This window comes from Vibrio sp. D404a (genome assembly GCF_030248535.1).
Lineage (GTDB): Bacteria > Pseudomonadota > Gammaproteobacteria > Enterobacterales > Vibrionaceae > Vibrio.
This window is the reverse complement of sequence record NZ_JAHGAJ010000044.1, coordinates 81,808-95,725: the sequence shown is the minus strand read 5'-3', so window position 1 is coordinate 95,725 and position 13,918 is coordinate 81,808. Positions and strand designations below refer to the sequence as shown.

At 46.7% G+C, this 13,918-nt stretch carries 13 protein-coding genes; 5 read left to right on the top strand and 8 right to left on the bottom strand.

The annotated features are described in order from the left end of the window. Positions 1-117: 117 nt before the first annotated feature. The 3 genes from KI655_RS22010 to aspA all read right to left on the bottom strand — a co-directional run bounded on the left by KI655_RS22010 (position 118) and on the right by aspA (position 5,075). Entirely contained in the window at positions 118-1,953 is a 1,836-nt protein-coding gene (locus tag KI655_RS22010; protein ID WP_285408688.1) for a protein-disulfide reductase DsbD, read from the bottom strand. A 184-nt stretch (positions 1,954-2,137) separates the two neighbouring features. Next, entirely contained in the window at positions 2,138-3,445 is a 1,308-nt protein-coding gene (locus KI655_RS22005) for an anaerobic C4-dicarboxylate transporter (protein WP_285408686.1), read from the bottom strand. A gap of 178 nt (positions 3,446-3,623) precedes the next feature. Further along, positions 3,624-5,075, bottom strand: a complete 1,452-nt coding sequence (gene aspA / locus KI655_RS22000; RefSeq protein WP_285408685.1) for an aspartate ammonia-lyase — start codon at positions 5,073-5,075, stop codon at positions 3,624-3,626. A 283-nt stretch (positions 5,076-5,358) separates the two neighbouring features. On the opposite strand from aspA, the gene KI655_RS21995 reads away from it, so the two are divergent. After that, the gene (locus tag KI655_RS21995) at positions 5,359-5,871 is read left to right on the top strand and encodes an FxsA family protein (RefSeq protein ID WP_285408683.1); all 513 of its coding nucleotides are present in this window, start codon (positions 5,359-5,361) and stop codon (positions 5,869-5,871) included. A 148-nt stretch (positions 5,872-6,019) separates the two neighbouring features. Here the strand turns inward: KI655_RS21995 and trmL are convergent, their stop codons facing one another. The 4 genes from trmL to KI655_RS21975 form a co-directional block, all read right to left on the bottom strand. Then, positions 6,020-6,499, bottom strand: coding sequence for a tRNA (uridine(34)/cytosine(34)/5-carboxymethylaminomethyluridine(34)-2'-O)-methyltransferase TrmL (trmL, locus tag KI655_RS21990; protein WP_285408681.1), 480 nt, complete (start codon positions 6,497-6,499; stop codon positions 6,020-6,022). 76 nt (positions 6,500-6,575) lie between these two features. Continuing rightward, positions 6,576-7,193, bottom strand: a complete 618-nt coding sequence (locus tag KI655_RS21985) for a superoxide dismutase (RefSeq protein ID WP_285408679.1) — start codon at positions 7,191-7,193, stop codon at positions 6,576-6,578. A gap of 75 nt (positions 7,194-7,268) precedes the next feature. Then, entirely contained in the window at positions 7,269-8,651 is a 1,383-nt protein-coding gene (gene cpxA / locus KI655_RS21980; RefSeq protein ID WP_285408677.1) for an envelope stress sensor histidine kinase CpxA, read from the bottom strand. Continuing rightward, positions 8,651-9,346: a response regulator gene (locus KI655_RS21975; RefSeq protein ID WP_285408675.1), complete on the bottom strand. Its 696-nt coding sequence runs from the start codon at positions 9,344-9,346 to the stop codon at positions 8,651-8,653. The genes cpxA and KI655_RS21975 overlap by 1 nt, the downstream gene beginning before the upstream one ends. Before the next feature lie 183 nt (positions 9,347-9,529). On the opposite strand from KI655_RS21975, the gene KI655_RS21970 reads away from it, so the two are divergent. The 3 genes from KI655_RS21970 (at position 9,530) to pfkA (ending at position 12,390) form a co-directional block, all read left to right on the top strand. Then, a complete protein-coding gene (locus KI655_RS21970) occupies positions 9,530-10,039 on the top strand; it encodes a CpxP family protein (protein ID WP_285408673.1) in 510 nt (169 codons plus the stop codon). Between the two features lie 165 nt (positions 10,040-10,204). Next, positions 10,205-11,113 carry a CDF family cation-efflux transporter FieF gene (gene fieF, locus KI655_RS21965; RefSeq protein WP_285408672.1) on the top strand — a complete coding sequence of 303 codons (909 nt, stop codon included), beginning with the start codon at positions 10,205-10,207 and terminating at the stop codon, positions 11,111-11,113. Between the two features lie 314 nt (positions 11,114-11,427). Further along, positions 11,428-12,390 (top strand): 6-phosphofructokinase, encoded by a 963-nt coding sequence (pfkA, locus tag KI655_RS21960; RefSeq protein ID WP_285408671.1) that lies wholly within the window; start codon positions 11,428-11,430, stop codon positions 12,388-12,390. A 159-nt stretch (positions 12,391-12,549) separates the two neighbouring features. Here the strand turns inward: pfkA and tpiA are convergent, their stop codons facing one another. Beyond that, positions 12,550-13,320, bottom strand: coding sequence for a triose-phosphate isomerase (gene tpiA / locus KI655_RS21955; protein WP_285408670.1), 771 nt, complete (start codon positions 13,318-13,320; stop codon positions 12,550-12,552). Between the two features lie 235 nt (positions 13,321-13,555). Here tpiA and KI655_RS21950 point away from each other — a divergent pair, with 235 nt between their 5' ends. Continuing rightward, positions 13,556-13,903 (top strand): 5-carboxymethyl-2-hydroxymuconate Delta-isomerase, encoded by a 348-nt coding sequence (locus KI655_RS21950; RefSeq protein WP_285353855.1) that lies wholly within the window; start codon positions 13,556-13,558, stop codon positions 13,901-13,903. Positions 13,904-13,918 lie beyond the last annotated feature (15 nt).

Here is a 13,918-nt window from a genome sequence, read left to right as displayed (position 1 = left end):
AGCATATCCACTTTTGCTGAGAGGCGGATGTCGAAAGCATTTATAAAAACACAAAAGCCGCGCTTTACTCCTCATTTGAGAAATAAACCGCGGCTGATTATTTATGGGTAAAACGCGTTACAGCTGGTGGCTCTGCATGTGCTGCAGGAAGGTTTCAGCGTTCATAAAACCAGTCACACGAGCATTTGGAACATGGTTACCCTCACCATCCCAGAATTCAATGGTTGGTAAACCAAGGACCTGCATTTGTTTAAGCAGTTCAATATCTTGTGGCATGTTTCGCGTCACGTCTGCTTGAAGCAACACAAAGTTGGACAGCTTGTTCTCAACATCGGCTTGGTGGAAGGTGTACTTTTCAAATTCTTTACACGCGACACACCAGTCAGCATAGAAATCGAGCATCACCGGTTTGCCTAACTTCTTCGCCTCTATTAACTGGATCTCAAGTTCTTCTACGGTATTGATACGAGCAAATTCAATTTGAGCAGTCTGCTCAGCACTCTTTTCTGCAAACCAGTAATTCAGAGCCGGTTGAGCCGATGCGAACAGTCCAAGCATGGCAATGATGCCGACTGCACTCTGTTTCCAACCACCGAATGGTAGGGAATTTTTGCTGTGATATAGCCAACCAAAGGCCACAAAACCCAGTGCTGACCACAATACCGTTGCCCAAAACTCAGGAAGAATGCGCTCCAATAGGAAGATAGGTGCTGCCAGTAGAATAAAGCCAAACACGATTTTGACTTTGTCCATCCAGCTGCCTGCTTTCGGCAGCAACTTATTGCCGAATACGGCGACTAGCATCAGTGGGATACCCATGCCCATTGCCAACGCATACAGAGCAATACCACCCGTAAACAGATCGCCACTTTGTGCCACGTAAAGTAGAGCACCAGATAGCGGCGCCGTAGTACATGGTGAGCACACCAAGCCAGAGATCGCACCCATCGCAAACACACCTAGAGTATTGCCACCTTGCTGCTTGTTGCTCTGGTTATTGAGCCAAGTCTGAACACTGCTTGGAAGTTGAAGGTTGTAGACGCCAAACATCGACAGTGCCAATGCCACGAATAGAATACTTAAGCCAATCAGTACATAAGGGTGCTGCATCGCCGCTTGGAACTGCATACCCGCGGATGCGACCACAAGACCAAGCAGGGTGTAGGTAAGCGCCATACCTTGCACATAGATAAACGACAGCATCAGCGCTCGGCCTTGGCTTAGTTTACCACCGCCCAACACAATGCCTGTTAGAATCGGGTACATAGGCAGGACACATGGCGTGAAGGCGAGGCCAACACCTAAGGCCAGGAATAGAAGCGGTGTCCACCAACTGTCACCTAACTGTTCAGCAAGCCCTGCTTCTTTTGAGGCTGGAGTTGTGTTGCGCTCTTCTACGCTATGTTCAGATAGCGTCGGTTCTGATGTCACAGGCTCTGATGTCGCGGAGTTTGAAGAGATACCTTGCTCAGTCGCCCCTTCAGCTGCATTTGCTGACGGCGTAAATGGCTCGATATCTAAGACGCGAATTTCAGGTGGGTAACAAAAACCGGCTTTGGCACAGCCTTGATACTTAACAACCAGCTGAGAACCGTCTTGGTAGCTCTGTAGTGGGACCTGCACAAACAACGGCTGAGTATAAATGCTCACCTCACCAAAGAATTCGTCTTGATGTGGTTGTCCGTCCTCCATCTCTACTGGGCCGATAGCGAGGTTTTGTCCAGTAAAATCAAGACTGTGTTGATAGAGGTAGTAGCCCTCTTTAACTTGCCAGTCGATTAAGATCTTGTCGTCTTGCTGGTAATAATTAAAAGGGAAAGCTTGATCAACCGGAACAAAGGTATTGCTACCGGCATTGAGTTCTAGGCCTTGGTCATTATTACCAAAGAGCGCAAGGGCTGAGGTGGAGACAGAAAGTAGCCCAACAAATAGCAGAGTGAGATATACACGCATAAATGAGATCGTCTTGATTAAGTTAACAGCGATTTTAACTCAATCAGACCGAAACTCTGACCAGAAAGTTTCAAAATGTTGCGAATGAAGTGTAAAGCCTTGGTTTGGAATGTCTCGAATTTGAACGGAAAACAAAAAAGAGGGCACCAAGGCCCTCTTTCAATTCATCAACGATTGGGTGTGATTAAATGAATAAACCACCGAAACCGAAGCCAAGAGCAACAGCAGTACCAATAGTCACCACACCCGGAATGAAGAATGGGTGGTTGAATACCAAGTTACCGATACGCGTTGAGCCCGTGTCATCCATCTCAACCGCTGCCAATAGCGTTGGGTAAGTTGGAAGTACAAACAGTGCACTTACCGCAGCAAATGAAGCAACGGCTGTCAGTGGTGCTACGCCAATCGCAAGAGCTGCTGGCATTAGCGCAACCGTTGTTGCACCTTGAGAGTAAAGCAGCATAGAAGCGAAGAACAGAACCAGTGCCAGCATCCATGGGTAGTCAGCCAGTAGCGCGCCTGCAACGTCTTTGATTTCAGCAACGTGTGCGTTTACAAACGTTGAACCTAACCAAGCTACACCTAGTACACAGACACATGCAGTCATACCAGAACGGAACGTTGGCGCTGAAGAGATCTTCGCTGCATCAATTTTAGTGAACAGAACGATTGCCGCTGCTGCTGCCAGCATCACCGACATGATCGCTTCGTTACGGCCCAGTGCTGGGTTCTCGATTAAGCCAACAGAGCTAGAGATAGCCGCTGCGTAGCACACCACGAAACCAATCGCCGCTAGGAAGATGTAAGTCGCTTTCTTCGCAGTTGGAAGGATTTCACGCTTCTCTTCTGTTGCTAGCTTGATGAGACCTTTCTCTAGACGCTCTTGGTAAACAGGATCGTCTTTGAGCTCGCTGCCCATGTAGTTCGCAACGACTGCGCCAACCATACAAGCGATGAAGGTTGTAGGGATACAAACCATCAGTAGCGTTAGGTAGTCAACACCGAACGGCGCAAGCATTGCTGCGAACGCGACAACGGCTGCTGAGATTGGTGATGCCGTGATCGCAATCTGAGAAGCAACAACCGCAATAGACAGTGGACGAGATGGACGAACACCTTGGCCTTTTGCTACTTCAGCGATAACAGGAAGGGTAGAGAACGCTGTGTGACCCGTACCGGCCATCAGTGTCATCAAGAACGTCACGATAGGTGCATAAAAGGTAATGCGTTCAGGATGTTTGCGTAAAAAGTTTTCTGCAATCTGAACCAACCAGTCCATACCACCTGCAACCTGCATTGCTGCAATCGCAGTGATAACTGACATGATGATCAGGATAACGTCAATTGGGATAAAAGATTGGCTGGTTGGAACGCCTAAGATTAGCGACAGTGCGATAACACCGGCACCACCGGCAAAGCCGATACCAATACCGCCAATTCTGGCCCCTAAAAAGATAAAGAGTAGGACAACGAACAGTTCTACTGCAATCATAGTAACACCTCATTTGTAGATTTTATTATCTGAAAACTCGCCACTGAGTGTTCAAATAATAGAACCTATGGCTAAAACTCACCGAGAGATTGAGCTCTGTGATAAAACCATCAATATTTTGTGGTTAATCAGTTCAAAGCCTAAAAAAGGGCTCCGTTTGGAGCCCTGTTTTCAATACTTACTCGTAGCGCTTGCCTTTATACTGAGGACGCATCAAGTTTTCAACTGAGAAAATGTCATCAAGTTCTTCTTCAGTCAGTAGACCACGCTCTAGAACGACGTCGCGAACGCTCTTACCGGTTTCTGCACAAATCTTACCAACGATGTCACCTTCGTGGTGGCCAATGTATGGGTTTAGGTAAGTCACGATACCGATTGAGTTGAATACGTGCGCTTCACACACTTCCTTATTCACTGTGATGCCATCTACACACTTGTCGCGTAGGTTCACACAAGCATTGGTTAGAATATCTAGAGACTCAAACATGCTCTGTGCAATGACTGGTTCCATTACGTTCAGCTGTAGCTGACCACCTTCTGCTGCGAAAGAAACCGTGTTGTCGTTGCCAAGTACTTTAAAGCACACTTGGTTTACCACTTCTGGAACAACAGGGTTTACTTTAGCTGGCATGATTGAAGAACCCGCTTGAAGCTCAGGAAGGTTCAGCTCATTCAGACCCGCACGTGGACCAGAAGAAAGTAGACGTAGGTCGTTACAGATCTTAGACAGTTTCACCGCTAGACGCTTCAACGCACCGTGAGTCATTACGTATGCACCACAGTCTGACGTTGCTTCGATTAGGTCTTCAGCTGGAGAAACTTCTAGGCCCGTTACTTCTGCAAGGTGTTTAACTGCTAGCTCTTGGTAGCCTTGTGCCGCGTTTAGACCAGTACCGATCGCCGTTGCACCTAGGTTAACTTCAAGAAGAAGCTTAGAGGTGTACTCTAGGTTTTTGATCTCTTCGTTGATCGTTACTGCCCACGCGTGGAACTCTTGGCCCACAGTCATTGGCACTGCATCTTGCAGTTGAGTACGACCCATTTTTAGAACCGTGTTGAACTCTTGGCTCTTAAGCTCGAATGCACCTTTCAGGTACTCGATAGCATCGATAAGTTTACGTACGCTGTTGAACACAGAGATACGGAAACCTGTTGGGTATGCACAGTTTGTTGATTGGCTCTTGTTTACATGGTCATTCGGGTTAATGAACTCGTACTGGCCTTTCTCTTTGCCCATCAATTCAAGAGCAACGTTCGCAACCACTTCGTTCGCGTTCATGTTTACAGAGGTACCCGCACCGCCTTGGAAAACGTCTGAAGGGAATTGGTCCATGCACTTACCGGTTTCAAGGATAAGGTCACACGCTGCAATGATGTGCTTCGCTACTTCGCTAGGAATTACACCTAACTCTTTGTTTGCTAAAGCGGCAGCCTTCTTAGTCATCACCATGCCGCGCACAAATTCAGGCACGTCTGAGATAGTTACATTTGAGATGTTAAAGTTTTCGATAGCGCGTAGAGTGTGGATGCCGTAGTAAGCATCTGCCGGAACATGACGTTGACCTAATAGATCTTCTTCGAGACGAGTGGCTTGTGGAGCTTCAACAGGAGCTTTAGATTGAGTAGCCATAACAGGATCCTTAGAGAATTATTCTGATAATATAGTTAGTTATTAGCCTATTCTTTAGGCGAAACTCCGTTCGCTAGAATTTTGGGCTGATAAATCCGTCCTGACTTATGTGGCACATAATACTGTACCTAGCGCATAAAAATAGTAAGTTGATCACCTTTTTTGCTTTTGTTTCGTCAATCTTGTGCAAACAATTTTTTGAGTGTGAGACACGCTTATTTACAGGATAAATTTGAGTTCGTGAGAGCTTTCAACGTACACTGAACACAACAAAGGAGGGCTTGTGTTTCCTATCTTATTATTACTGTTTATCTTTGTGCCTATCATCGAGATCGGCTTATTTATTCAAGTTGGTGGCTTCTTAGGATTGTGGCCAACAATCGCCTTGGTGCTAGTGACGGCATTTGTCGGTGCGTCATTGGTTCGCAGCCAAGGGATTCAAACCTTAATGTCGGTTCAAGGCCGTCTGCAGCAAGGTGAAATGCCTGCACAACAAATTCTTGAAGGTGTGATGCTTGCGGTGGCAGGTGTGCTGTTGTTAACTCCGGGCTTTATGACCGATGCGCTGGGTATGTTGGTGCTACTGCCAGCACCGCGCGCCGCGATTGCGAAAAAGCTTATGGAAAAAATGGTCGTGAAGAATGTGTCAGGTGGTTTCCATGCCGGTGGTCACGCTGGCTTTGGTCAAAGTCCATTCGGTGAAGACCCATTTAACCAATCCAAGGGCGGTAACACCTTTGAGGGCGAGTTTGAGAAGAAAGATGACGATAACAACGATCGTAACCGCTTGAACTAATTGCTACCTCACCATCAAAAAGGCTCTCTCCTTTATTCTTTATTAGAACAAAAGGAGAGAGCCTTTTTTATTGTCTGTGAGAGCCGGTTGTCTTTGAAGATCCCGGTTGTCTATGAAGATTTTAGTTATTTTTTAAGAGTAAGTTGGCTTAAACCGCGCCTTCAAAGCCCATTTGTCGCCACGCTTCAAACGCGATAATCGCAACGGCATTGGATAGGTTGAGGCTACGCGCGTCCGGCATCATTGGAATGCGGATACGCTGCTCCATCGGCATGCTTTCAATCAGATCGGCAGGCAGGCCGCGAGTTTCAGGGCCAAACATCAATACGTCACCTTGTTGAAACTTCGCATCCACGTGATGGCCAGTGGTCTTGGTGGTACACGCAAAAATACGGAAGTCACCCTCGCGTTCATTCTCTAGGTACTCTAGAAAGGCCTCTAGGTTCTTATGGCGCTTCACACGAGCCAAATCGTGGTAGTCCAAACCCGCGCGGCGAACTTTCTTCTCTTCTAAATCAAAACCGAGTGGCTCAATCAGATGCAGGTTGGCACCACAGTTAGCACAAAGGCGAATGATGTTACCTGTGTTAGGTGCAATTTCAGGTTCGTAAAGCGCGATATCAAACATACTGGTTCACTGGATAGATAAAAAGTAGCTTGAGTATACGGTGGCAAGCTGAGTGAGTACAGTTGCCACCGAACGATTACGCTTTGTTTGCTAATGCCTGTGCGTAGTTTTCTGCAACGGCATCCCAGTTCACGACATTCCACCATGCATTAATGTAGTCAGGACGGCGGTTCTGGTAGCTGATGTAGTACGCGTGTTCCCAAACGTCGAGCGCTAGAATTGGCTCACCTTGGCTATCTACTGCGTCCATCCAAGGGTTATCTTGGTTAGATGTAGAGACGATTTTTAGCGCACCATCTTTCACGACAAGCCAAGCGAAACCCGAGCCAAAGGTGTTGATAGCGGCTTGAGCGAACTGATCTTTAAAGCTCTCTAAGTCACCAAACGTTGCAAGAATGTCTTTGGCTAGATCGCCGCTTGGCTCACCACCGCCGTCTTTAGACATGCAGTTCCAATATAGGATGTGGTTGTAGTAGCCACCGCCATTGTTACGTACCGCCGGAGAGTGTTTTGAGATATTGGCAAAGATCTCGGTTAGAGGTTGCTGCTCTAAGTCGGTGCCAGCAATCGCCGCTATGAACTTATCGTAGTAGGTCTTATGGTGCTTACTGTAGTGTACCTCCATTGTCTTTGCGTCAATGTAAGGCTCTAGGGCATCGTAGGCGTAAGGTAGTTCTGGAAAGGTGTGTGACATGGTAAATCCTCCTTAATTAGAGGATTTACCTTAATGATAATAGATCTCATTATCAACTAGATCTTTGTGAGGTTATTATTGCGGCACGATTGGCAGTGTGATTTTGACCTGCAATCCACCAAGCTGGCTGCGGCTCGCGACAATGGTACCACTGTGCTGACGAATCGCACTTTCTGTGATGGTCAGCCCAAGCCCAGTTCCGCCGGAGTGGCGATCGCGTGCGGTTGAGACACGATAGAATGGGCGGAATATGGATTCTAATTCAGCCTCAGGTACGCCATCACCATCGTCATGAACTTCAAGAGTCAGCACGTCTTGCTTAACGCTCATCTGTACATCGACCGTGTCTTTACCATAGTAGATCGCATTACGAATGATGTTGTCGAGTGCGCTCATCAATAGCTTCGGGTTGCCTGAGATCGAACGATCTGGGATCTCAGAGAAGGTGAGAGCCTTGTTCATCTGCTCTGCTTCAAATTCCGCGTCTTTTAAGATCTCTTCCCACAGGCTTGAAAGCGGTTGAATCTCGCGAGTGATATGGCTGTCGACCTGCATTCGAGACAGTGTCAGTAGTTCACTGATCATCTGCTCTAGTCGCTGAGCCTCTGTATCGATACGCTCTAACTCTTGGCTTTCGCCCTGTTTACGAATAGCGAGTGCATTGGCCATACGCAGTCGGGTCAGGGGTGAACGCAGTTCATGAGAGATGTCGGACAGCAGTCGTTGTTGTCCAGAAATCATCTGGTTTACCGCTTCTACCATTTGGTTGAAGCTCTCCCCAGCTTGGCGGAATTCGGAAGTACCTTTCTCAAGTGTAGGGTCGACCTCAAACTCACCTTTTGCCACACGCTGCGCCGCACGTTCGAGGCGTCGAGCCGGTTGGCTCAGTGCCCAAGCAAGCCACAGTAACAGTGGGGTACTGGCCAGCATTACTGCGAGGAGCAGCTGCAGTGGTTTATCGAACAGTCTTAATAGGAAAGGTGGTGGCTGGTTCCACTTAACACTGACATACATCATCAGGTCTTCGTTGGCGAGCACCACCGGAATCGGACCTGCGACCATGTAGTGCCCATACAGCTTCTGCTTCGGCACTTCTGGATTATCAATGGTAGTAACAAAGTTGCGGATCGCTTTGACCTTATAGTCCGAGTGGCGCTTAGTGGTCAACACACTGCCATCTAGGTCAGTGAGATAGATACGCGGGCGAGAATCTTTGCGGCTACGAGGTGGCCCCTCAAGCTGAAAAACAATCTTGCCAAGGTTGTCTTCACCAGCAAAACGCTTCTCTGTCGCTTTAGCGATACGAGTGAGTTTGTCGTAGTGTTCTGTAGGAACCTCGCGCGCCACACGTGGGTCTAGGTGTGGCAGAGACAGCACGGATAAAAGCACCAGTAACATGGTGAACCAAAAGATCGCAAAGATACGTCCATATAAGCTGGTGATTTTAGGTAAGCGCATTAATCTTCCTCAACCAATAAGTAGCCGCGGCCACGCAGAGTTTTAATGCGAGCCTTGCCATCGACACGCTCAGGCACCTTTTTTCTTAAGTTAGAGATGTGCATATCAATCGCACGGTCAAAGGCTGCTAATCTTTTTCCGAGAACATCCAAGCTCAGAGACTCTTTAGTGATCACTTGTCCCGGGTTTTGAATCAGGTGGCTCAGCAGGGCGAATTCAGTGGTGGTGAGATCAAGCAGCTTCTCACTGCAATAAGCCTCTTGCTTACCGGGGTAGACAACAAGATCTTGATAACGAATACAGTCGCTGGTAGCCGCTTTCTCTGAGCTGGTGTTGGACTGAGTACGCCTTAAAATGGCGCGGATACGAGCCAGCAGTTCACGATCGCTGAATGGCTTTGGCAGATAGTCATCGGCACCAAGCTCAAGCCCGATCACACGATCAATCTCTTCACCTTTCGCTGTCAGCATTAGTACTGGGGTCTCCCATGACTCACGCAGTTTCTTAAGGGTCTCCATCCCATTGAGCTTAGGCATCATCACATCCAATAAGATAAGATCGATGTCGCTATTGATAGCCTCAAGACCAGCGTAACCGTCGTTGGCTTCGGTTACCGTAAAGCCTTCAAAGCTTAGAATGTCTTTCAATAGACTGGTCAGTTCCGTGTCGTCATCAATGAGGAGGATATTTGCCATAGGGAGAACCTTGTTGTGTTGTTTACACCTAAATAATAACTGCTAACTATTCGTCAATTTGCACTCTTTACGATTCTTTACGCTTTCTACACGTTGCTTTACGTGTGAGCTTCTATTCTATACTCAAGCGCTGACCAACAGACGCAGACACACAAATGATTATACCAATTTGAGGCAAAGATTATGAAAATGACTAAGAAACTTGTACTAGCAGCTGCAGCTCTTCCACTAGTGTTTGGTACAGCAAGTGCGTATGCGTTTGGTGGTGGTGATAAGGGTGACCACAAAGGCATGCATGGCAAATGTGGCGGCTTCGACAAGAAAATGATGCGTCAACTAGACCTGACTGATGCGCAGAAAGACCAACTGAAAGAGATGCGTGAAGCTGACCGAGCTGCAATGAAAGAGAAGCGTTCTGCGAACAAGACTGAAAAAATGGCAGAGATGAAGGCGCACCGCGAACAAGTTCAAGCGCTTGTTCTAGCTGATACCTTCGATGAAGCAGCAGCGAATGAGCTTGCGAGCCAAATGGTAGATAAACAAACAGAGCGTCGCGTGACTATGTTGAAGAAACAACACGAGATGTTGAGCGTGCTAACGCCAGAGCAAAAAACTAAGCTGACTGAACTGCAGCAAGAGCGCATGAATAAGTGTGCTGAAAAAATGGAAAAGCGTGCTAACAAAAACAGCTAATCATTGAGCGTGACACCACACGTGAGTGAGATGAGCAAAACGAAAGAAGCGGCCATGTGTCGCTTTTTTTGATCGCGATTACAAAAATTTAAGTGATTAGCGATCATATTCAATCGGTTGTTGTCAGGTTATACTTTGAGCAATGTTTCCAATGACATCCAGAATATGAAAGCAGAATATGCTCGTCTTGTGACACTTGCGGCTTGGGCAGCCACTATCGTAGCGACACTCTTATTGGTCGTAAAAGTTGCTGTTTGGTGGGTGACAGGTTCAGTGAGCCTATTGGCCTCAGTGGTCGACTCACTGCTCGACATTGCCGCCTCATTAGTCAATCTATTGGTGGTGCGTTACTCGCTGCAACCCGCTGATAGGGAACACACCTTTGGTCATGGTAAAGCCGAATCACTAGCGGCCTTAGCACAGGCGATGTTTATCTCCGGTTCTGCCTGTTTCCTGATTCTCAACGGGGTTGATCGCTTCTTTAGACCACAAGAACTTAATTCGCCAGAACTTGGTATCTACGTCAGCCTATTCGCCATCTTAGTGACCTTTGGTCTTGTCCGCTTTCAAAAACACGTGGTCAAGAAAACCGGTAGCCAAGCGATCGCCGCGGACTCCCTTCATTACCAATCGGATCTCTATATGAACGCTGCCATCATGCTGGCGTTAGGTTTGAGCTGGTTTGGCTTTGGTCAAGCAGACCCGATTTTTGCCGTGGCGATTGGTGGCTACATTCTTTACAGCGCTTATCAAATGGTGATGGAGGCGATTCAGTCTCTGCTCGATAGAAAACTCCCCGATGAAGAGCTGGTTCAAATTAAGGAAACTGCGCTGAGTATCGAAGGGGTATTGGGCGTACACCAGTTAAGAACTCGACGCTCTGGCCCAATTCGTTTTATTCAGTTGCACTTAGAGCTGCAAGATGAGATGCCACTTATTGAAGCGCATCGCATTTCTGATGAAGTTGAGGACAAGTTACTATCGGTTTTCCCAGATGCTGATGTACTCATTCACCAAGATCCGTATTCGGTGGTGTTTGGCCCAGAGAAGCAACAAAAGTTTCAATCTTGGTAGGTATATTCTTCATTTAGCCTAAATGGTAAGTGAGGTATTTTTGGGCTACATTGAGTAAAATTCACTAATACTTTGGTGATATAAAAACCAGCCGATAACAATTAATGTTGATTCTGATGTGAATCAACAAAGTTATTGACTAAAACTGTAATACTCCTACAGAAGTAGAAAAGTTACATAATTTTGTGCGATTTGAGTGGTATTCCTGTTGAGTAAATGTAACATAGCGCACAAATATAGATTTAAAATCTTGTTGATATACAATCAGCAAGAGCAAGAATTGAATAATAAATTCCCAAATATTGAGGGTGAGCATGATTAAGAAAATCGGTGTTTTAACAAGTGGCGGTGACGCACCTGGTATGAACGCGGCGGTACGTGGTGTTGTTCGCACAGCACTGTCTGCTGGTATCGAAGTTTACGGCATTTACGATGGTTACCTAGGTCTGGTTGAAGATCGCATCAAGAAGCTAGATCGCTCTAGTGTTTCTGACGTAATCAACCGTGGTGGTACTTTCTTAGGCTCTGCACGTTTCCCTGAGTTCAAAGAAGTTGAAGTTCGCCAAAAAGGTATCGAGAACCTGAAGAAACACGGCATCGAAGCACTTGTTGTTGTAGGTGGTGATGGTTCTTACATGGGCGCGAAGAAGCTAACTGAAATGGGTTACCCATGTATCGGTCTTCCTGGCACTATCGATAACGATATCGCAGGTACTGACTACACAATCGGTTACCTAACAGCGCTAAACACGGTTATCGACAACATCGACCGTCTACGCGATACATCATCTTCTCACCAACGTATCTCTATCGTAGAAATCATGGGCCGTCACTGTGGTGACCTTACCCTTATGTCTGCGATCGCGGGTGGTTGTGAATACATCATTACTCCAGAAACTGGCCTAGATAAACAGCAACTTATCCAAAACATCCAAGATGGCATTGCCAAGGGTAAGAAGCACGCAATCATCGCTCTGACTGAGCTAATGATGGATGCGAATGAGCTCGCGAAAGAGATCGAAGCAGCGACAGGTCGTGAGACTCGTGCAACGGTTCTTGGTCACATCCAACGTGGTGGTCGCCCAACAGCATTCGACCGCGTACTGGCTTCTCGCATGGGTAACTACGCCGTTCACCTACTTAAAGAAGGTCACGGTGGTCGTTGTGTTGGTATCGAGAAAGAACAGCTTGTTCACCACGATATCATCGACTGTATCGAGAACATGCAAAACCCAGATCGTTCAGACCTATTCAAGGTTGCTGAAGAGCTATTCTAAGCCGGTCTTGGTCTAAAAATGTAAAGAGCCGCTGCATTGTCAGCGGTTTTTTTGTGTCTAAAGAAACAGGCTGAATTAGGAGGACGTGACTAAACTGCAGGCAATAAAAAAGGCCAACCTAAGTTGACCCTTTCTTTAATTTAAACTGAGAAGTCTAAATTAAGCTTTTGCTTTAGCTGCTGCTTTAGCGATAGCTGCGAAACCAGCTGCGTTAAGAGCTGCACCGCCAACTAGAGCACCGTCGATGTCTGGTTGTGCGAAGTAAGATTCAGCGTTTTCTGGCTTAACAGAACCACCGTATTGGATGATTACTTGCTCAGCTACTGCTGCGTCTTTTTCTGCGATCATTGCACGGATAGAAGCGTGGATGCGTTGTGCATCTTCAGCTGTTGCTGCTTTACCAGTACCGATAGCCCAGATTGGTTCGTAAGCGATGATTGCGCCGTTTAGAGCTTCAACACCGTAAGCGTCGATAACTGCGTTGATTTGACGTGCACATACTGCTTCAGTTTCGCCAGCTTCGTTTTGAGCTTCAGATTCACCGATACAGAAAACTGGCTTCAGGCCGTTCTCTTGTAGGAACTTGAATTTCTTAGCAACGAACTCGTCTGATTCGTTGTGGTATTCACGACGCTCAGAGTGACCGATGATGATGTGAGAAGCACCGAAATCTTTCAGCATTTCTGGAGACATGTCACCAGTGAAAGCACCGCTGTTGTTTAGGTCAGTGTTTTGTGCACCTAGGATGATTTTGTTACCGCCTTCTGCGATAAGACGCTCAGCTAGATCGATGTAAAGTGCTGGTGGAGCTACTGCTACGTCTACACCTTCAACGCCTTCAAGTTCAGCGTTAAGACCAGTTAGCAGCTCAGTTACCATTGCTTTGCTACCGTTAAGTTTCCAGTTACCCATCACTACAGGACGACGCATAGGAATATCTCCGTATTTAATCAATTAATGTAAAAAATCTTCGTAAGAATATAACAGATAAAACGCGTTAGATCATGATTGTGGTCATGTCTTTATGGGATCTTATCGATTGGTCAGAGTAGATAATAGACAGATATCAGTGATCCAACAGACAGAATAATAGTGAACTCCTCGGATTTTTCACGGTTAATTGATATTAAAGGACAAACGATTGCGTGAAGAATAGGAAGTAACCATGCCAAATTTAGTTCTTGAGTACTCAAACTCGGTGGATGAGCGAGTGAATGTACAAGGTTTGCTAGAAGATCTCCATCAAGTTGCATTACACTGTGGGTTGTTTGATGCGCCTTCTGTTAAGTCCCGTTCACTGCGTTGCCATAATTGGCTTGTTGGGGAAGAGGACGACAGTGTGGACTTTATTCATATCAGTTTTGAGTTACTTTCTGGCCGTACTGAAGAGCAGAAAAGAGAGCTGTCACGCGCGCTAATGGTGGTACTGCAAGAGCAAGCTAGCCATGTAAGAAGCCTGACAGTGAACATTCGTGATATGGACATCAACTGTTTTCAAAAAGTGATCAATTAATTTTTGCAGCCCAGT